Below are 20,371 nucleotides of genomic sequence, written 5' to 3' on the forward strand. Positions count from 1 at the left end.
TTTTATCACTCGTTGGGTTCAACATTTTCTACCCTGGCCTTGAGCTTCTGGCCAGGCCGGAAGGTCACCACGCGGCGGGCGCTGATAGGAATATCCTCGCCCGTCTTGGGGTTGCGTCCGGGACGCTGATTCTTCTCACGAAGGTCAAAGTTACCGAAGCCTGAAATCTTGACTTGTTCACCACGCTCAAGCGCCTGTCGGATTTCCTCAAAGAAGGCTTCCACCATATCTTTGGCTTCACGCTTGCTCATCCCGAGCTGGGTGAACAGGTGCTCTGCAATGTCGGCTTTGGTAAGCGCCATAGATCAATCCCTCAAGGATGCATTCAACTCTTCACCAAGGGCCCGCACGACATTGTCTACGGTCTCGGCAATCTCTTTCTCCTCCAGGGTGCGCTGGGTGTCTTGCAATACAAGACTGATGGCCAGGCTCTTCTTGTCCTCTGCCATACCAGCACCCTGGTATACGTCAAACAAGTTTATTCCAACTACCTGATTTCCGCCAACTTTTTTAATTACCGCAAGCACATCACCTGCCAGAACCTGACGATCGACTACCACGGCAATGTCGCGACGGTTCGCCGGGAACTTGGAAACTTCGGCCGCAACCGGCACCTTGGCAGGGGTAAGCTTATCCAGCTCCAGCTCAAACATCACCGCGCGGCTCTTGAGGCCCAGCTTCTTCTCGAGGCTCGGGTGGATCACGCCGATGTGGCCGATGATCTCGCCATTGCGTAGGATGGCTGCGCTCTGGCCCGGGTGCAGGGCGCTGTGCTCGGTGCGCTCGAAGGTAAAGGTGGCCCCTTCGGCGGTCAAGTCCAGCACCGCTTCCAGATCTCCTTTCAGATCAAAGAAGTCGGCTGCGCGGGTTTTGATATCCCAGTGTTCGTCGCTCTGGTTGCCAGTGATGATACCGGCCAGCATCGGCTCCTGACGGATACCGTTCTCGGCGCTTTCATCCTTGATGAAACGCAGACCCTGCTCGAACAGACGCACACGCGGCTGCTGACGATTCTGGTTGTAAACAACGGCTTGCACCAGACCCGGGAACAGAGAGACACGCATGGCGGACATCTCGACCGAGATCGGGTTCGGCAGCACGATGGCATCGCTCTGCGGGAACAGGGTTTGCTGGGTCTTGGGATCGACGAAGCTGTAGGTGATCGCTTCCTGGAAACCGCGGTCAACCAGCAGGTCGCGCACGCGCTTCAAGGTCACCTGCCCTTCTGCCTGCTCCACCATCGCCAGAGAAGCGGCGGGTTTCAGGTTCGGGATGTTGTTGTAGCCGTAGATGCGAGCCACTTCCTCAATGAGGTCTTCCTCTATGGCGATATCGAAACGCCAGGAGGGTGCCAGCGCAGTCCAACCGTCAGCATCCACAGTGACCTGCATGCCGAGGCGGGTCAGGATCTCGACCACCTGAGCGTCAGCCACGCTGATACCGATCACCTTGTCGAGCTTGCTGCGACGCAGCTTGATGGGGGCCGCTTTCGGCAGATGGGCATCGGATTTGACCTCGATGACCGGACCCGCTTCGCCGCCGCAGATCTCCAACAGCAGACGGGTGGCTCTGTCCATCACCTTGGCTTGCAACTCCGGATCCACCCCGCGCTCGAAGCGGTGGGAAGAGTCGGTGTGCAGACCGTAGGCACGGGCACGGCCGGTGATGGAGAGCGGCGCGAAGAAGGCGCACTCCAGCAGGATGTCGGTAGTGGTCTCGGATACACCGGTGCGATTGCCACCGAAGATACCGGCCATGCAGGCAGGACCTTTGGCATCGGCAATCACCAGGGTGGTCTCTTTGAGCTTCACTTCGTTGCCATCGAGCAGGGTCATCGGCTCATCGGCGTGGGCACGACGCACCACCAGTTCCCCTTCCAGGGTAGCCAGATCGAAGGCGTGCATCGGCTGACCGTATTCCAGCAGCAGGTAGTTGGTGATGTCGACAATGGCGTCGATGGAACGAATGCCGCCACGGCGCAGCTTCTCTTGCATCCAGAGCGGGCTCTGGGCCTGCAAGTTCAGCCCCTTGATGACGCGGCCCAGATAACGCGGGCAATCAGCTGGTGCTTCAACCCGGATCGGGAAAGTTGCATCAATGGTGGCAACAGCTGGTGCCCAGGTCGGCTCGACCACGTCCACGCTGTTGAGCACGCCGATTTCGCGGGCCAGACCGGCGATACCGAGGCAATCGGCACGGTTCGGAGTCAGATCCACATCGATGGAGACGTCGTTCAGATTGAGGTAGTCACGAATATCGGTACCGATGGGGGCATCGGCCGGCAGCTCGATGATGCCATCGGCTTCAACGTCGATACCCAGCTCACTGAAAGAGCAGAGCATGCCGTGAGACGGCTGACCACGCAGCTTGGCTTTCTTGATAGTGAAATCACCCGGCAGGGTCGCCCCTACTTTGGCCACGCACACTTTGAGGCCCTGACGGCAGTTTGGCGCGCCGCAGACGATGTCCAGCAGCTCGGCTTCACCCACATTGACCTTGGTCACCCGCAGCTTGTCGGCGTCAGGATGTTGGGCGCACTCGACCACTTCACCCACGACCACATTGTTGAACTGGCCGGCCACCGCTTCCACGGCGTCCACTTCCAGACCGGCCATGGTGATCTGCTCGGCCAGCGCGTTGTCACTCAACTCGGTGCGGACCCACTCCATCACCCAGGATTTACTGAATTTCATGTTCTCTCGCCCTTACTTGAACTGCTTGAGGAAGCGCAGGTCGTTTTCGAAGAAGGCACGCAGGTCGTTGACCCCGTAACGCAGCATGGTCAGGCGCTCAACGCCCATGCCGAAGGCAAAGCCGGAGTATTTTTCCGGATCGATGCCGACCGAACGCAGTACGTTCGGGTGCACCATGCCGCAGCCCAGCACTTCCAGCCACTTGCCGTTCTTGCCCATCACGTCGACTTCGGCGCTCGGCTCGGTGAACGGGAAATAGGAAGGACGGAAGCGAATGGTCAGGTCTTCCTCGAAGTAGTTGCGCAGGAAGTCGTGCAGAATGCCCTTCAACTCGGTAAAGCTGGCATGCTCGTCAACCAGCAGGCCTTCGACCTGATGGAACATCGGGGTGTGGGTCATGTCGTAGTCGTTACGATAGACGCGACCCGGCGCAATGATGCGGATCGGCGGCTGCTGATGCTCCATGGTGCGGATCTGCACACCGGAGGTGTGGGTACGCAGCATCAGATCAGGATTGAAGTAGAAGGTATCGTGATCGGTACGCGCCGGGTGATGAGCCGGAATGTTCAGCGCATCGAAGTTGTGGAAGCCATCTTCAATCTCGGGACCACGGGCAACCTTGAAGCCCATCTCGCCAAACAGGCGCTCGATGCGCTCGATGGTGCGGGTTACCGGGTGCAGACCGCCATTCTCGATGCGGCGACCCGGCAGGCTGACGTCGATAGTCTCGGCAGCCAGCTTCTGGTTCAGCACGGCGACTTCGAGCGCTTCACGACGCTCGTTCAGCACATCCTGAACCTGCTGTTTGGCCTGGTTGATCACGGCGCCCGCGGCGGGACGCTCTTCGGCAGACAAGGCACCCAGGCCCTTCATCTGCTCGGTAAAAAAGCCCTTTTTACCCAGATATTTGACCCGGATTTCGTCGAGGGTCGCGATATCGCTCACGCCCTCAATTTCGGCTCTGGCTTGGCCGACTACTTCTTCAAGCTGTTGCATGTCTTCCTCGTCACCACTCCCGATACAGGAGCCTTTAGGCTAAATAAGGTCAAGAGGGGAATAATACAAAAAAAGCCCCTTCGCTGACCATAGTTAAGGTGGGCTTTTCTCCCTACAAATCATTTTGTTATATCAAGCGAGTCTCATCGATTTACCGTCACTCTTGAAATAGTAGAATAAAGACATAGTTTGTTGGCATACAATCCATTTATAGAACTAGTGATCTCCCACATGTCACTTTGTATGGAGAAAACTGTAGCGCGTGTAAAACAGTGGACAAAACGTGGACGGGAGAAAGAAAAACGTGATGTAAAACCGTGAATGACAGATACAAAAAAGGAGGCCTAAGCCTCCTTTATTTTTTATAACAGTGCTGGAATTAGACCAGAGCTGCTTTAGCTTTTTCAACCAGGGCGGTGAAAGCCAGCTTGTCGTGAACGGCGATATCGGACAGGATCTTGCGATCGATCTCGATAGAAGCCTTCTTCAGACCGTTGATCAGACGGCTGTAGGACAGACCGTTCTGACGGGCAGCAGCGTTGATACGCGCAATCCACAGCTGACGGAATTGACGCTTTTTCTGGCGACGGTCACGGTAGGCATACTGACCAGCTTTGGTTACCGCTTGTACCGCTACGCGGTAAACACGGGAACGGGCGCCGTAGTAACCCTTGGCGGCTTTCATTACTTTCTTGTGACGAGCACGAGCAGTCACACCACGTTTAACTCTTGGCATTTTTCACATCCCCCCTTATGCGTACGGCAGACAAGCGACAACACGTTTGTGGTCGGCAGCGGAAACAAAGAACTTCGGTCCCAGCTGACGCTTACGCTTACTGCTCTTCTTGGTCAGGATGTGACGCAGGTGGTTGTGCTTGCACTTGAAGCGACCTGAGCCAGTCTTCTTGAAGCGCTTTGCGGCGCCCCGGTTGGTTTTCATCTTCGGCATTTCATACTCCGCATTGTGAGTGACAACAAAATCGCAAGGCGAACCGACTCATGGAGCGAGCCCCATGAGTCAATTTCTTGTGGGCCTTAAGATTTCTTCTTAGGTGCGAGGACCATCACAGCTTGACGGCCTTCGACTTTCGGGAACGATTCGACTACGGCTAACTCTTCCAGATCGTTCTTGACGCGCTCAAGAACCTTGATACCAAGATCCTGGTGTGCCATTTCACGACCACGGAAGCGCAGGGTGACCTTAGCCTTGTCCCCGTCTTCCAGAAAGCGAACCAGGTTGCGTAGTTTTACCTGATAGTCGCCTTCGTCAGTGCCAGGACGGAATTTGATCTCCTTGACCTGGACGACTTTCTGCTTTTTCTTCTGTTCTTTGGTGGTTTTGCTCTTTTCGTAGAGGAATTTGCCGTAATCCATGATCCGGCAAACGGGCGGCTCGGCGTTCGGACTGATCTCGACCAGATCCACTTCGGCCTCTGCGGCCAAGTTCAGTGCTTCCTGGATAGATACGATGCCAAGAGCTTCGCCATCCAGACCAGCCAAACGAACTTCTTTCAGACGGATCTCTTCATTGATCCGGTGAGCGCGGGCTTGCGGTTGCTTGCCCAGTTTTTTTCCGCCTTTTATAGCTTATTCCTCCACTTTCTTTTGTCCGCGGGTCTGAACTTCCTGGGTCAGCAGAGCGATGAACTCTTCAACAGGATAAGTGCCCAGGTCAGCCCCTTTACGAGTCCGTACTGCAATCTTACCGGCTTCAACTTCTTTATCGCCGCAGACCAGCATGAAAGGTACTCGCTTCAAAGTATGCTCGCGGATTTTAAAGCCAATCTTCTCATTTCTCAAGTCCGCTTTTGCGCGAAGGCCCGCATCATTCAATGCTTTGGCTACTTTCACCGCATAATCGGCCTGATTGTCCGTGATATTCATGACCACAGCCTGAGTCGGAGCCAACCAGGTCGGGAACAGACCGGCGTACTCTTCAGTCAGAATACCGATGAAGCGCTCGATAGAACCCAAGATGGCCCGGTGGATCATCACAGGAACATGACGATCGTTGTTTTCGCCCACATAAGTGGCACCCAGACGACCAGGCAGGGCAAAGTCGAGCTGCACGGTACCACATTGCCACGCACGATCAAGGCAATCGTGCAGGGTAAATTCAATTTTTGGACCGTAGAACGCCCCTTCACCCGGCTGCAAATCGTACTTCAGACCGTTGAGCTCCAGCGCTTCGGCCAGCGCTTTCTCGGCACGATCCCACATCTCGTCAGAGCCGATACGCTGCTCGGGACGAGTGGAGAGCTTGACCACGATGTTCTCGAAGCCAAAGGTACCGTAGACGTCATAGACCATACGAATACAGCCGGAGACCTCTTCCATGATCTGCTCTTCGGTACAGAAGATGTGAGCGTCATCCTGAGTGAAACCGCGCACCCGCATCAGACCGTGCAGGGAACCGGACGGCTCGTTGCGGTGGCAGGAACCAAACTCGGCCATACGCAGCGGCAAATCACGGTAGGACTTCAGACCCTGGTTGAAGATCTGGACGTGACCCGGGCAGTTCATCGGCTTGATGGCGTACTCGCGGTTTTCGGACTGGGTGGTGAACATGGCCTGGGCATACTTCTCCCAGTGACCTGAACGCTCCCACAGGACGCGGTCCATCATGAACGGACCTTTCACTTCCTGATAGTCGTACTCTTTGAGCTTGCCGCGGATAAAGGTTTCCAGCTCACGGAAGATGGTCCAGCCATCGTTGTGCCAGAACACCATACCGGGTGCTTCTTCCTGCATGTGATACAGGTCGAGCTGCTTGCCGATCTTGCGGTGGTCGCGCTTGGCGGCCTCTTCCAGACGCTGCAGATAGGCCTTGAGTTGCTTCTTGTCAGCCCAGGCGGTACCGTAGATACGCTGCAGCATCTTGTTGTTGGAGTCGCCACGCCAGTAGGCGCCGGACATCTTCAGCAACTTGAAGTGGTGGCAGTGACGCATGTTGGGCACGTGCGGGCCGCGACACATGTCGATGTACTCTTCGTGATGATAGAGACCTGGCTGGTCATCACGGGCAATGTTCTGATCCAGGATTTCGACTTTGTAAGACTCGCCGCGCGCCTCGAATACATCGCGCGCTTCTTGCCAGGAGACTTTCTTCTTGATGACGTCGTAATCCTTGGCTACCAGCGCCAGCATGCGCTCTTCCAGGGCAGCCAGATCTTCATCGGTCAGGGTACGGTCAAGATCAACGTCATAGTAGAAGCCGTTGTCGATGACAGGACCGATGGCCATCTTGGTCTGGGGCCAGAGTTGCTTGATAGCATGACCCAGCAAGTGGGCGCAGGAGTGGCGCAGGATGTCCAGACCTTCTTCGTCTTTGGCGGTGATGATGGCCAGCGCAGCATCGGCTTCGATCAGCTCGCAAGCATCCACTAGTTCACCGTTTACCCGACCGGCAATGCACGCCTTGGCGAGACCGGGACCGATGTCCGCAGCCACATCCATGACGGAAACAGAGTGGGCAAATTGACGTTGGCTGCCGTCAGGCAGAGTAATGATTGGCATTATGTGTTTCCTTATACAGTGGTGACCCCTACCAAAGGTCACATGCGGGATGGAAAAGAGATTCAAAAAGGTGATGTTCTGGTTCTCCACAGCACTTTGCGAAGACGGCCTGACACGTCAACCACATGTCTAACGTGACAAACCAAGCCAAAACGGCCCCATGCTACCAGAAGTCGGGCGTGCTGTATCGGATTTGCAGATATTTTCTACAGTCAAATGAGTCGCCTACCGACTATTCGCCAAGCAGGGATTGCCAGTTGAAGTCAAAGTCACTGCTCCCCTCCTCTGCCAGCGCCAGCTCTTGCAGCACCTGAAGCGCCAGCTTGTTGCCCTTTTGTGCCGCCTGATAGAGCCACTGTTTCGCCTGTGGCAAATCGACCCTGCCGCTGACCCCCATCAGATGAAGGACGCCGACTTTCAGCATGGCCGGGACGTCACCATTACGGGCAGCCTGATCCATCCAGTGAAAGGCTTGGCGCAGATCTCGCTTGACCCCAACACCGCGCAGATAGAGTTCTGCCAGCCGATATTGGCCGAAGGCATCCCCTGCCTGCGCCGACTGGAGATAGAAGCTGATGGCCTGATGGATATCCTGCTCGCTCCCCTGCCCCACCTCATGGCTCCAGCCCATCAAGGCTTGCGCCCTAGGTTGCCCTTGCGCCGCCAGTGGCGACCAGATCCGGGTCGCCTCATCGAAGTGACCGGTACGCCAGGCACGGTTGGCAGCAGCCATCTCCTGCTCGGTAGAGAGTGGAAGCAGACGCCAGATAACAAGGGCAAGCAGACCGATAAACAGCCAGTGGGAAGGGGTGGGTCTCATGATGATTTCCGTGATCCAGTTCTCATTTCGTCTATGTAAACGAAATGTAGCGTTGCGATCAAGCAAGAGATCCCTACGACAACCCTTTTTGCACCCGCTCGATCAGCAGTTGTTGTCATTTATCCGGGGCACCTGCAAAATAACTGTATGTATAAACAGTATCGGTGAACACCATGGCAGGACGAGGCAGCCCCAACAATATCGATCACCGTTTTAGCGGTCCCCTTGTCGAAGCGGTCGATGACGGCTGGCAATCGTCCGATTGGGATGCCGCCTTCACCCCCTCTGTGCCTGGCACCGAGGTGCGGGAGATCGATGCACGCAGCATTATCAGCTACAACAACTCGCCGGATGTGCCTTTTGGTCGCTCCATCAACCCCTATCAGGGGTGCGAACACGGCTGCATCTACTGCTATGCCAGACCCAGCCACGCCTATCTGGAGCTCTCCCCTGGCCTTGATTTCGAGAGCAAGCTGTTTGCCAAACGCAATGCAGCCGACCTGCTGCGCCGGGAGTTTGCCAAACCTGTCTATCTGCCACAGACCATCTTCATTGGCGCCAATACCGACCCCTATCAACCCATCGAGCAGCGCTATCGCCTCACCCGGCAGTTGCTGGAAGTGATGCTGGCCCACCGCCACCCGGTCGGGCTCATTACCAAGAGCGCCATGATCTTGCGCGACCTCGATCTGTTGACCGAGCTGGCCAGAGAGGGACTGTGTCAGGTGATGGTATCGGTGACGACCTTGAACGAAACCCTGCGACGACAGCTGGAGCCCCGCGCCAGCACGGGCACCGGCCGCTTGAAAGTGATCGAGAAGCTGGCCAACGCTGGCGTGCAGGTGGGGGTTCTGGCCGCCCCCATGATCCCGCGGCTCAATGAACCTGAGCTGGAGCAGATCATCAAATCGGCCGCCGAGGCTGGCGCCAGCTGCGCCGATTACATCCTGCTACGGCTACCCCACGAGCTGGCGCCGCTATTTGGTGACTGGCTCGATACCCACTATCCGGGCCAGAAGGAGGCTATTTTGAATCAGTTGCGAGCCAGCCGCGGTGGCGGGCTCAGCAGTACCGCCTTCGGCACCCGCATGCGTGGTGAGGGGCACTTTGCCGATCTGCTGGCCCAGCGCTTTCGCCTCATCAGCAAGCGCCTCGATCTGGGCAAACGCCATATTCAGCTCAGGCTGGATGGGTTTATCCGCCCCGGGGAGCAGCTGTCGCTCTTCTAATCCTCCCTTTTACTCCCTTCACACATCACGTGCACAGCCCTTGCCTGCTAAGAGGTTGAGAGGAAGACCTGCCGCGACACATCCTGTGGAAACCCCGCGTTTCAGAATTTTCCAACGAAGTAGCCATGTCGCGACAAGAAAGCGCTATTCGGTAAAGAGAGGGCTAACGCCTTAGCCTGCGCGCTGATCCCGCCCCTGCTGCACCATTTCAACCGGCAGTCGCGAGGGTTCATGGGCCACTTCGTGCTCATCCTCTTCATACAGCGGCACCTCTGATTCGCCCCATACCCGGCTCCACCAAATTTCCCACGTGATCCAACTGGTCATATGCAGCTCCTGACGGTGAAGGTGATGGCAACAACGCACCACTCGCCTGGCAGGATAGCGGCTGGGAATGACAGGGAAATGACAAAAAAATCACTTGTAAAAAGGCAACTGGCGGTGGCGAGGAAAAGCCGAAACAGTTCACATATTCGGCGAAATCATACTGAAAGCGGTCACAAATCTGCAGGTTGTTGATTGCAGCTCACTCTGTTCCCGCCAAAGCTGAGTTGCCCATTCAGGCATCTATAAAAACAGGGACACAATAATGAAACACACAGCGGGAATATGGGCGATCGCAGGCATGCTGATCGCCCCCTTGGCGCACGCCGACGTCATACTGCACGCCTTCAACTGGAAGTACAGTGAAGTGACCGCCAAAGCCGATCTTATCAAGTCAGCCGGTTACAAACAGGTACTCATCTCACCACCTCTCAAGTCATCAGGCAACGAGTGGTGGGCTCGTTACCAGCCGCAGGATCTGCGTCTTGTCGACTCCCCTCTTGGCAACAAGCAGGATCTCGAGCAGCTGATCGCCGCCATGAAGGCGCGAGGTATCGCCGTCTATGCCGATGTGGTGCTCAACCACATGGCCAACGAAAGCTGGAAACGCAGCGATCTCAACTATCCCGGCAACGAGCTGCTGCAAAGCTACGCCAGCAACCCGGCCTATTTCGAGCGCCAGAAACTGTTTGGCGATCTCGGGCAAAACTTCCTCTCCGGTCAGGATTTTCATCCCGAAGGGTGCATTAGCGACTGGAGCGATCCGGGTCATGTCCAGTATTGGCGACTCTGTGGTGGTGCCGGTGACAAGGGGCTGCCGGATCTGGATCCCAACAACTGGGTAGTGAGCCAGCAACAGGCCTATCTCAAGGCGCTTAAGGGGATGGGGATCAAGGGTTTTCGGGTCGATGCGGTCAAACACATGAGCGATTACCAGATCAATGCCGTGTTCACCCCCGAGATCAAACAGGGGATGCATGTCTTTGGCGAGGTGATCACCACAGGGGGCGCAGGCAGCACCGATTACGAGCGCTTCCTCAAACCCTACCTCGACAGCAGCGGCCAGGGAGCCTATGACTTTCCGCTGTTTGCCTCCCTGCGCGGTGCCTTCAGTTACGGTGGCAGCATGAACCTGCTGGCGGATCCGGGCGCCTATGGTCAGGCGCTACCGGGCAGTCGTGCCGTCACCTTTGCCGTGACCCACGACATCCCCACCAACGACGGCTTCCGCTATCAGATCCTGAGCCAGACTGACGAGAAGCTGGCCTATGCCTACCTGCTCGGCCGCGATGGTGGCTCGCCACTGGTCTATTCGGATCACGGCGAAACCCAGGCCAAGGATGGACTGCGCTGGCAGGATTACTACCAGCGCGCCGATCTCAAGGAGATGATCCGCTTCCACAATACGGTGCAGGGTCAACCCATGCAGCTGATCGGCAGCGGTGACTGCTTCGTGCTGTTCAAACGGGGCAAACAGGGGCTGGTCGGCATAAACAAGTGCGACTATGAGCAGGAGTATTGGCTCGATACCGCCAAGTTCGAGATGAACTGGTATCGCAACTATCGTGACGTGCTCGACCAAGGTGCCGTGGTCAATGTGCAGAGCCAGTGGTTACGGGTCGCCATTCCCGCCCGCAGCGCCAGAATGTGGCTGCAGGAGTGAGCCAGCCGTAAGAGCAGCGTAGAGTCATAAAATGCAAATAAATAAAAAGAGCGACCACCTGGGTCGCTCTTTTTGATCAGAGACGTTGCTCGGGTAACTGGTGACGATTACTCGTCGCCCGCTTCCCCAGCATCGACCGCATCAGTGCCGGTCACGGTATCGGTACCTTCAGATACATCACCGTCAACGGCCAAAGCGTCGTTCTCGTCTTCGTCGCTCTCGGCGATACGCTGCAGGCCAACCACGGTCTCGTCTTCACCGGTACGGATCAGACGGACACCGCCGGTGTTACGGCCAATGACGCTCACCTCGGCAACACGGGTACGCACCAGGGTACCGCCGTTGGTGATCAGCATGATCTGGTCGGTATCTTCGACCTGGATCGCATCGATCACCTTGCCATTGCGCTCATCCACCTTGATGGAGATAACGCCTTGGGTACCACGGCTCTTGGTCGGGTATTCGGCCAACGCAGTCCGCTTGCCGTAACCGTTCTCGGTGGCGGTGAGGATGGCACCTTCGCCGCGCGGAACGATGAGGGAAACCACCTTGTCACCGGCGCCCAGCTTGATGCCGCGTACACCGGCGGCGGTACGACCCATGGGACGCACACCCTTGAAGGTGCCCTTGCTTTCGGTGCCTTCGCCGTTGTCGCTGCCATCATCGTCATTGCCGGCATCGTCGTCGGTTTCAACGTCATCGCTGACATCGGCATCGGCGCGACCGCTGCCTTCCGCGAAGCGAACAACTTTGCCCGCGTCGGAGAAGAGCATGATCTCGTTGCTGCCGTCGGTGATATCCACCCCGATCAGCTCATCACCCTCTTTGAGGTTGATGGCACGAATACCGGAGGAGAGCGGACGGCTGAAGTCGGAGAGGCTGGTTTTCTTCACGGTACCATTGGCGGTGGCGAAGAACACATACTTCTCGGCATCATACTCCTTCACCGGCAGGATAGCGGTGATACGCTCACCCTCTTCCAGCGGCAGCAGGTTGATGATCGGACGACCACGGGCGCCACGGGACGCTTCCGGCAGCTGGTAAACCTTGAGCCAGTAGACCTTGCCACGGGTGGAGAAGCACAGAATGGTGTCGTGGGTGTTGGCCACCAGCAGACGCTCCACAAAGTCCTCTTCCTTGATCCGGGTGGCCGACTTGCCACGACCACCACGGCGCTGGGCCTCGTAGTCGGAGAGCGGCTGATACTTCACATAGCCCTGGTGAGACAGGGTAACCACCACATCTTCCGGGGTGATCAGATCTTCGATGTTGATCTCGGCACTGGACATGCTGATCTCGGTGCGACGCTCGTCGCCATACTGCTCACGCACGGCCAGTAGTTCATCGCGGATCACTTCCATCAGACGAGCCGGGCTCGCCAGGATGTGCAGCAGCTCGGCGATCAGATCCAGCAAAGATTGGTACTCTTCCAGGATCTTCTCGTGCTCGAGGCCGGTCAGCTTGTGCAGACGCAGGTCAAGGATGGCCTGGGCTTGCTGTTCGGTCAGGAAGTATTGGCCTTCACGGATACCAAACTCCGGCTCCAGCCACTCTGGCCGTGCCGCGTCGTCGCCCGCTTTTTCCAGCATGGCGGCCACGTTGCCGAGTTCCCAGCCCTTGGCAACCAGGCCCGCTTTCGCGTCGGCCGGGGTCGCGCTGTGGCGGATCAGCTCGATGATGGGATCAATGTTGGCCAGCGCAACCGCCAGACCTTCCAAAATGTGTGCCCGATCCCGCGCCTTGCGCAGTTCGAACACGGTCCGGCGAGTCACCACTTCACGGCGGTGCAGCAGGAACGCATCCAGGATCTCTTTAAGGTTCATCACCTTGGGCTGGTTGTTATCGAGCGCCACCATGTTGATGCCGAACGTGGTCTGCATCTGGGTGTGCTTGTAGAGATTGTTCAGCACAATCTCGCCGGACTCGCCGCGCTTGATCTCGATAACGATGCGCATGCCGTCTTTGTCAGACTCATCGCGCAGGGCACTGATGCCCTCGATCTTCTTCTCTTTGACCAGCTCGGCGATCTTCTCGATCAGTCGAGCCTTGTTCACCTGATAGGGGATCTCGTGAACGATGATGGTCTCGCGACTGGTCTTCTCGTCCACTTCCACTTCAGCTTTGGCCCGCACATAGATGGAGCCACGACCGGTACGGTACGCCTGCACGATGCCGGAACGACCGTTGATAATGCCGCCGGTGGGGAAATCCGGGCCGGTGATGTAGGTCATCAGCTCGTCAATGGTGAGGTCGCCGTTTTCGATCAGCGCCAGGCAGCCATTGACAATCTCGGTGAGATTGTGAGGCGGAATGTTGGTCGCCATGCCCACCGCGATACCGGAGGAGCCGTTGACCAGCAGGTTGGGAACCTTGGTAGGCATGACCGCCGGGATCATCTCGGTGCCGTCATAGTTCGGCACCCAGTCCACGGTCTCTTTGTCCAGATCAGCCAGCAGCTCGTGGGAGATGCGGGCCATCCGCACTTCGGTATAACGCATCGCCGCGGCGCTGTCGCCGTCGACCGAACCAAAGTTGCCCTGACCATCGACCAGCATGTAACGCATGGAGAAATCCTGCGCCATCCGGACAATGGTGTCATACACAGCGCTATCGCCGTGCGGGTGATATTTACCGATTACGTCACCGACCACACGGGCCGATTTTTTATAGGGCTTGTTCCAGTCGTTCCCCAACTCGTTCATAGCAAACAGAACGCGGCGGTGAACCGGTTTCAAGCCATCACGCACATCCGGCAGAGCTCGTCCTACGATCACGCTCATGGCGTAATCAAGATAGGAACTCTTGAGCTCTTCTTCGATGTTGACCGGCGTGATCTCTCTGGCCAGATCGCTCATAGAAAGCCTTATCCCTAATTAGTTGTTCTTTGGCTTAAACAGCGCGACATGGTAACACACTGAGCCAAATACCTTAAGCCACAAATCGGGTATCAGATCGGGCTGGTGTGACAAAGTCCGTCCGTTATAATGCCCGCCAGGACAATAGATTGCGCCCATGACTCAGAAGCGGGCGCCCTGCCACAGGATCTTCGAAAAATGAACAGTGATGCCAATGTCGATCTGACAGAAATCGCCAAGTTTGAAGCCATCGCCTCCCGCTGGTGGGACATGGAAGGTGAATTCAAACCCCTGCATCAAATCAATCCGGTACGCCTTGACTGGATCACCGACAAAAGTGGCGGTCTGTTTGGCAAGCGCATTCTCGATATCGGATGTGGCGGTGGCATTCTCTCCGAGAGCATGGCCCGCCGTGGTGCCAAGGTCACCGGCATCGACATGGGCAAGGAGCCCCTCGGCGTCGCCCGCTTGCACGCCCTGGAGCAGGGTGTCGAGCTCGAGTACCGCCAGATCACTGCCGAAGCCCATGCCGCCGAAGTGCCGGGCCAGTATGACGTGGTCACCTGCATGGAGATGCTGGAGCATGTGCCGGACCCCGCCTCCGTGCTGCGCGCCATCGCTACCCTGGTGCGCCCGGGCGGCCGGGTGTTTGTCTCCACCATCAACCGCAACCCCAAATCCTATCTGATGATGATCATCGGGGCCGAATACCTGATGAAGATGGTGCCCAAGGGTACCCACGATCACAAAAAATTCATCACCCCGGCCGAACTGTGTCGCATGGGGGAAGCGGCTGGCCTGCTGGTGCGGGACATGAGCGGCGTCCACTACGCCCCCCTCACCAACCAGTTCAAGCTCGGCAAAAATGTCGACGTCAACTATATGGTGGAGTTTGTCCGCCCGGAGCACGGTTGATGAGCGCCTCTCGCCCTCTTCCCCTGCGCGGTGTACTGTTCGATCTGGATGGCACCCTGCTCGACACAGCCCCGGATCTGGGGGCCGCCGTCAACCACGTGCTGATAAACGAAGGCTTTGCGCCGCTCTCTGACGATATTATTCGTCAGACCACCTCCCACGGAGCGCTCGGGCTGCTGAAAGCAGGCCTCGGCGACGAACTGCTTGAAGAGCTGGGGACCACGCGCCTGCGCAATGCCCTGCTCGACTACTACGCGGCCAATCTCTGCGTCGGTACCCGTCCCTATGAGGGAATGGTGGATCTTATCGAGTGGCTCGACGAGAAACAGCTACCTTGGGGTATCGTCACCAACAAGCCGGGCTTTCTCACCGAGCCACTGCTGGCAGCCCTGCCAGAGCTTGCCAGCTGCGGCGTCACTGTCAGCGCCGATACCCTGCCGGTACGCAAGCCCGACCCCGCCCCCATGTTCTTTGCCTGCGAGAAGCTGGGGGTCGAGGCGGCTCACTGCCTCTATGTGGGGGATCATGTGCGGGATATCGAAGCAGGCCGCAATGCTGGCATGCGCACCGCGGTCGCTGGTTGGGGGTATCTCAATGATGAGGAAGATCCCGCCCAGTGGGGCGCCGATCTGCACTTTGATACCGTGCAGGCCCTGCACCACTGGCTGCGCTATGAGTTGACGGCCAATGCGTAACGCGCAGCCTTACCGGCTGATATGCGATAACGGGGCGAAGAGACTCTCCGCCCCTTGCATCTCTTCCTTTACGCTTCCGCGACCTGCGCCACCATCACTCGTCTATTCATGGATAATAAAGGCAGCTTTCTGCCTGTTAGATACCCATTTGACAAGCTCGCAGCCGTCACAAAGCGGCCACAAACCACCCTCATCTGATGCAAAGCCCTTGCCACGCTGAGCCCGCGGCTGCGACAACTGGACAGCTTTTGACCCTTGTTGCATAAGGGATAATCAGCCGCCGTTTGCTAGTAAAAAGCCCCCCGTTTCGCAAGCAAAAAAAGTTATTTAAATTTTCCATCTTCGATCGGGAGGCTTGCATTTGACGAAGCGGACGAATGAAAACCCGCTCACTGTGAGCAACCACTAACAGAGACAACAACACCCACAATTTATCCACAGCAAGCCAGTTATCCACACATTGCAATGCGTAGCCGACCTCACTATCTTGTAGCTCGAACTTAAAATAACACTACATCTTGTGATTCATCGCACAATCTCTACCCAATACCTGCACATCGCCGGGGCCAGGGTGGTGTCATTGTGCGATGGTTTTTCGGGAATCAACTAAAGGTCATCAGCCAATGAACTTGTTTGTGACGAAGCGTAACGGACACAAAGAACCCATCGATCTGGATAAAATTCACCGCGTGCTGGACTGGGCCGCCGAGGGTCTCGACAACGTGTCGGTCTCCCAGGTAGAGCTCAAGTCCCACATCCAGTTCTATGACGGTATCCGTACCGCCGACATTCACGAAACCATCATCAAGGCGACGGCTGACCTCATCTCCGAGCAGACCCCTGACTACCAGTACATGGCCGCCCGTCTGGCCATCTTCCACCTGCGCAAGAAGGCCTACGGCCAGTTCGAACCGCCCCACCTCTACCAGCACGTGGCTCGTCTGGTGGACATGGGCAAGTACGACAAACACCTGCTGGAAGACTACACCCAGGCTGAATTCGAAGAGCTGAACGCGCACATGGATCACTGGCGCGACATGAACTTCTCCTACGCGGCGGTCAAGCAGCTGGAAGGCAAGTATCTGGTACAAAACCGCGTCACCGGCGAGATCTACGAGAGCCCGCAGTTCCTCTACATTCTGGTAGCGGCCTGCCTCTTCTCCAAGTATCCGAAGGATACCCGTCTGGACTACATCAAGCGCTTCTATGATGCGGTCTCGACCTTCAAGATCTCGCTGCCGACCCCGATCATGAGCGGCGTGCGCACCCCGACCCGTCAGTTCAGCTCCTGCGTACTGATCGAGTGCGACGACAGCCTGGACTCCATCAACGCCACCGCCAGCTCCATCGTGCGTTACGTTTCCCAGCGCGCCGGTATCGGCATCAACGCCGGTCGCATCCGCGGTCTGGGCAGCCCCATCCGTGGTGGCGAAGCGTTCCACACCGGTTGCATCCCCTTCTACAAATACTTCCAGACTGCCGTGAAGTGCTGCTCCCAGGGCGGCGTGCGCGGCGGTGCGGCCACTCTGTTCTACCCGCTGTGGCACACTGAAGTGGAAAGCCTGCTGGTGCTGAAGAACAACCGCGGCGTGGAAGAGAACCGTGTTCGTCACATGGACTACGGCGTGCAGATCAACAAGCTGATGTACCAGCGCCTCATCAAGGGCGGTGACATCACCCTGTTCTCCCCGTCCGATGCGCCGGGTCTGTACGACGCCTTCTTCGCCGATCAGGACAAGTTCGAAGAGCTCTACGTCAAGTACGAGCAGGATCCGGCCATTCGCAAGAAGTCTCTGAAAGCGGTAGACCTCTTCTCCTTGATGATGCAGGAGCGTGCCGGTACCGGTCGCATCTACATCCAGAACGTGGATCACTGCAACACCCACAGCCCGTTCGACCCGAGCGTGGCGCCGGTACGCCAGTCCAACCTCTGCCTCGAGATTGCGCTGCCGACCAAGCCGCTCAACAACATCGACGACGAGAACGGCGAGATCGCTCTGTGCACCCTCTCTGCCTTCAACCTGGGTGCCATCGACAAACTGGAAGATCTGGAAGAGATGGCGGATCTGGCCGTGCGCGCCCTCGATGCCCTGCTCGACTATCAGGACTACCCGATTGCCGCCGCCAAGCGTGGCAGCATGGGTCGCCGTACTCTGGGTATCGGCGTCATCAACTACGCCTACTACCTGGCCAAGAACGGTGCCCGCTACTCTGATGGCTCCGGTCTGGCGCTGACTCACCGCACCTTCGAGGCGATCCAGTACTACCTGCTGAAAGCCTCCGTGCAGCTGGCCCGCGAATTCGGCCCCTGCCCGCTGTTTGGCGAGACCACCTATGCCCAGGGCATTCTGCCGATCGACACCTACAAGAAGGATCTGGATGCGCTGTGCAGCGAGCCGCTGCATCTGGATTGGGAAAGCCTGCGCGAAGAGATCAAATCCGTGGGTCTGCGCAACTCCACCCTGACCGCCCTGATGCCGAGCGAGACCTCCAGCCAGATTTCCAACGCCACCAACGGTATCGAGCCGCCGCGCGGTTTGGTCTCGGTCAAGGCGTCCAAAGACGGCATTCTCAAACAGGTAGTGCCCGAGTATGATCGCCTGAAAGATCAATACGAACTGCTCTGGAAGCAACCGAGCGTTGACGGCTACCTGCAGCTGGTCGGTATCATGCAGAAGTTTGTGGATCAGGCGATCTCCGCCAACACCAACTACGATCCGGCCCGTTTCGAAGGCAACAAGGTGCCGATGAAGCAGCTGCTGAAGGACTTGCTGACCGCCTACAAATACGGCCTCAAGACCCTCTACTATCACAACACCCGTGATGGTGCAGACGATGCCCAGACCGACCTGCAAGATGACGGTTGTGCTGGCGGGGCTTGCAAAATCTAAGTCACGGCAAGATCTGATAACCGGGCGGGAGCGACAAGCTCCCGCTCTCCTGTTTTCTCCATACAGACATTCTGGTAACCATGGCCTATTCAACTTTCTGCCAAACCCAAAACGACCAGCTCAAAGAGCCGATGTTTTTTGGCCAATCGGTCAACGTAGCCCGTTATGACCAGCAAAAGCACGAAGTGTTCGAGCGGCTGATCGAAAAGCAACTCTCCTTCTTCTGGCGCCCGGAAGAGGTGGATGTCTCCCGTGATCGCATCGACTATCAGGCCCTGCCCCCCCACGAGCAGCACATCTTCATCTCCAACCTGAAGTACCAGACCCTGCTGGACTCCATTCAGGGGCGCAGCCCCAACGTGGCCCTGCTGCCGCTAGTCTCCATTCCGGAGCTGGAAACCTGGATTGAGACCTGGGCGTTCTCGGAGACCATCCACTCTCGCTCCTACACCCATATCATCCGCAATATCGTCAACACCCCCGCCCAGGTGTTCGACGACATCGTGACCAACGAGCAGATCCTGAAGCGCGCCGGCTCCATCAGCCACTTCTACGACGACCTGATCGAAGCGACCGCCCTCTACAACCTGCACGGTGAAGGTACCCACACCGTCGCGGGCCGCGAAGTGACCATCACATTGCGCGAGCTCAAGAAGAAGCTCTATCTCTGCCTAATGAGCGTCAACGCGCTGGAAGCGATCCGCTTCTACGTCAGCTTCGCCTGCTCCTTTGCCTTCGCCGAGCGCGAACTGATGGAAGGCAACGCCAAGATCATCAAGATGATCGCCCGCGATGAAGCGCTGCACCTGACCGGCACCCAGCACATGCTGAATCTGATGCGCAGCGGTCAGGACGACCCGGAGATGGCCGAGATCGCGCTGGAGTGCGAGCAAGCCTGTTTCGACCTGTTCAAAGAGGCCGCCATTCAAGAGAAAGAGTGGGCCGAGTACCTGTTCCAGGGCGGCTCCATGATCGGCCTGAACAAAGACATCCTCTGCCAGTATGTCGAGTACATCACAAACCTGCGGATGGCCGCGGTCGGCCTGCAGCCAGCCTTTGCCGGCACCAAGCAAAACCCGATCCCCTGGATCAACACCTGGCTGTCGTCCGATAACGTGCAGGTCGCCCCGCAAGAGGTGGAGGTCAGCTCCTATCTGGTGGGTCAGATCGACAGCGAAGTAAATGCCGACGACCTGGGTGATTTCGAGCTGTGAGTGACGCCACCAACACGCTGACCCCTGCCCCGCACGCACCTGCCGAACAGCATGCGGTCGTGGCACCACGGGTACATACCCGGGATGGTGCCGTGCTGCACGCCCATCCCGGCGAAAGCGTGTTGGAGACCCTGGAGCGCCATGGTCATCATGTGGAGTTCCAGTGTCGCAGCGGCTATTGCGGCGCTTGCCGCACTCCGCTGATGGCTGGCAAGGTGCACTACCCCAATGTGCCGCTGGCATTTGTCGCCCAAGGGGAGTGTCTCCCCTGCTGCTGCAAACCGGTCGGCGCCATCCGGCTGGATATCCAGAAGAGCTGACACCGCCACCAGCTGCCACTCTCACAAAATAGAAAGCCGCCGGAGCAATCCGGCGGCTTTTTTGTCTCTTCTGTCCCGTCCTGAATATGGTTTACACCTTTCCCCCCAATACATGGAGAACCCGATGGGACAAGGTGTGAAACGAACACAGCGCGATTACTCACTGACTTTTAAACTGGCACTGGTCGAGCAGATTGAAAAAGGCGAGCTCAGTTGCCAGCAAGCACAAGCCCGATATGG

At 57.4% G+C, this 20,371-nt stretch carries 17 protein-coding genes; 7 read left to right on the forward strand and 10 right to left on the reverse strand.

Annotation, left to right across the window (positions count from 1 at the left end; genetic code table 11):
- Positions 1 to 5: 5 nt before the first annotated feature.
- From ihfA to G5229_RS10245, 8 genes are all read right to left on the reverse strand, one after another.
- Entirely contained in the window at positions 6 to 302 is a 297-nt protein-coding gene (gene ihfA, locus G5229_RS10210; RefSeq protein ID WP_005300715.1) for an integration host factor subunit alpha, read from the reverse strand.
- A gap of 3 nt (positions 303 to 305) precedes the next feature.
- Positions 306 to 2,693: a phenylalanine--tRNA ligase subunit beta gene (gene pheT, locus G5229_RS10215; RefSeq protein ID WP_376901005.1), complete on the reverse strand. Its 2,388-nt coding sequence runs from the start codon at positions 2,691 to 2,693 to the stop codon at positions 306 to 308.
- Between the two features lie 12 nt (positions 2,694 to 2,705).
- Positions 2,706 to 3,689 carry a phenylalanine--tRNA ligase subunit alpha gene (pheS, locus tag G5229_RS10220; protein ID WP_042053694.1) on the reverse strand — a complete coding sequence of 328 codons (984 nt, stop codon included), beginning with the start codon at positions 3,687 to 3,689 and terminating at the stop codon, positions 2,706 to 2,708.
- A gap of 379 nt (positions 3,690 to 4,068) precedes the next feature.
- Entirely contained in the window at positions 4,069 to 4,425 is a 357-nt protein-coding gene (gene rplT, locus G5229_RS10225; RefSeq protein WP_005300683.1) for a 50S ribosomal protein L20, read from the reverse strand.
- A gap of 15 nt (positions 4,426 to 4,440) precedes the next feature.
- Positions 4,441 to 4,638, reverse strand: a complete 198-nt coding sequence (gene rpmI / locus G5229_RS10230) for a 50S ribosomal protein L35 (RefSeq protein WP_005300673.1) — start codon at positions 4,636 to 4,638, stop codon at positions 4,441 to 4,443.
- An 86-nt stretch (positions 4,639 to 4,724) separates the two neighbouring features.
- Positions 4,725 to 5,255, reverse strand: a complete 531-nt coding sequence (infC, locus tag G5229_RS10235) for a translation initiation factor IF-3 (protein ID WP_234923365.1) — start codon at positions 5,253 to 5,255, stop codon at positions 4,725 to 4,727.
- A 21-nt stretch (positions 5,256 to 5,276) separates the two neighbouring features.
- Positions 5,277 to 7,205 carry a threonine--tRNA ligase gene (gene thrS, locus G5229_RS10240; RefSeq protein WP_005336690.1) on the reverse strand — a complete coding sequence of 643 codons (1,929 nt, stop codon included), beginning with the start codon at positions 7,203 to 7,205 and terminating at the stop codon, positions 5,277 to 5,279.
- Between the two features lie 232 nt (positions 7,206 to 7,437).
- Positions 7,438 to 8,025, reverse strand: a complete 588-nt coding sequence (locus G5229_RS10245; protein ID WP_421209057.1) for a tetratricopeptide repeat protein — start codon at positions 8,023 to 8,025, stop codon at positions 7,438 to 7,440.
- A 173-nt stretch (positions 8,026 to 8,198) separates the two neighbouring features.
- On the opposite strand from G5229_RS10245, the gene G5229_RS10250 reads away from it, so the two are divergent.
- Positions 8,199 to 9,254, forward strand: coding sequence for a PA0069 family radical SAM protein (locus G5229_RS10250; protein ID WP_421209058.1), 1,056 nt, complete (start codon positions 8,199 to 8,201; stop codon positions 9,252 to 9,254).
- A 171-nt stretch (positions 9,255 to 9,425) separates the two neighbouring features.
- Here the strand turns inward: G5229_RS10250 and G5229_RS10255 are convergent, their stop codons facing one another.
- Entirely contained in the window at positions 9,426 to 9,581 is a 156-nt protein-coding gene (locus G5229_RS10255; RefSeq protein WP_005345370.1) for a hypothetical protein, read from the reverse strand.
- Positions 9,582 to 9,843: 262 nt separating this feature from the next.
- Between G5229_RS10255 and G5229_RS10260 the strand changes: the two genes are divergently transcribed.
- Positions 9,844 to 11,241: an alpha-amylase family protein gene (locus tag G5229_RS10260; protein ID WP_421209059.1), complete on the forward strand. Its 1,398-nt coding sequence runs from the start codon at positions 9,844 to 9,846 to the stop codon at positions 11,239 to 11,241.
- 107 nt (positions 11,242 to 11,348) lie between these two features.
- On the opposite strand, the gene gyrA is transcribed toward G5229_RS10260, so the two are convergent.
- Positions 11,349 to 14,096: a DNA topoisomerase (ATP-hydrolyzing) subunit A gene (gene gyrA, locus G5229_RS10265; protein ID WP_421209060.1), complete on the reverse strand. Its 2,748-nt coding sequence runs from the start codon at positions 14,094 to 14,096 to the stop codon at positions 11,349 to 11,351.
- A 198-nt stretch (positions 14,097 to 14,294) separates the two neighbouring features.
- Between gyrA and ubiG the strand changes: the two genes are divergently transcribed.
- The 5 genes from ubiG to yfaE all read left to right on the forward strand — a co-directional run bounded on the left by ubiG (position 14,295) and on the right by yfaE (position 20,131).
- Positions 14,295 to 15,011 carry a bifunctional 2-polyprenyl-6-hydroxyphenol methylase/3-demethylubiquinol 3-O-methyltransferase UbiG gene (gene ubiG / locus G5229_RS10270; RefSeq protein WP_005352120.1) on the forward strand — a complete coding sequence of 239 codons (717 nt, stop codon included), beginning with the start codon at positions 14,295 to 14,297 and terminating at the stop codon, positions 15,009 to 15,011.
- A complete protein-coding gene (locus G5229_RS10275) occupies positions 15,011 to 15,706 on the forward strand; it encodes an HAD family hydrolase (protein ID WP_421209061.1) in 696 nt (231 codons plus the stop codon). Before ubiG ends, G5229_RS10275 begins: the two co-directional genes overlap by 1 nt.
- A 623-nt stretch (positions 15,707 to 16,329) precedes the next feature.
- Complete coding sequence (nrdA, locus tag G5229_RS10280) at positions 16,330 to 18,597, forward strand: class 1a ribonucleoside-diphosphate reductase subunit alpha (protein ID WP_421209062.1); 2,268 nt, start codon at positions 16,330 to 16,332, stop codon at positions 18,595 to 18,597.
- 80 nt (positions 18,598 to 18,677) lie between these two features.
- A complete protein-coding gene (nrdB, locus tag G5229_RS10285) occupies positions 18,678 to 19,811 on the forward strand; it encodes a class Ia ribonucleoside-diphosphate reductase subunit beta (protein WP_216953550.1) in 1,134 nt (377 codons plus the stop codon).
- On the forward strand, positions 19,808 to 20,131 hold the full coding sequence (gene yfaE, locus G5229_RS10290; RefSeq protein WP_021230069.1) for a class I ribonucleotide reductase maintenance protein YfaE: 324 nt from the start codon (positions 19,808 to 19,810) through the stop codon (positions 20,129 to 20,131). Before nrdB ends, yfaE begins: the two co-directional genes overlap by 4 nt.
- Positions 20,132 to 20,371: the final 240 nt, after the last annotated feature.

It is taken from the genome of Aeromonas sp. 602396, from assembly GCF_049173735.1.
Classification (GTDB): Bacteria; Pseudomonadota; Gammaproteobacteria; order Enterobacterales; family Aeromonadaceae; genus Aeromonas; species Aeromonas veronii_A.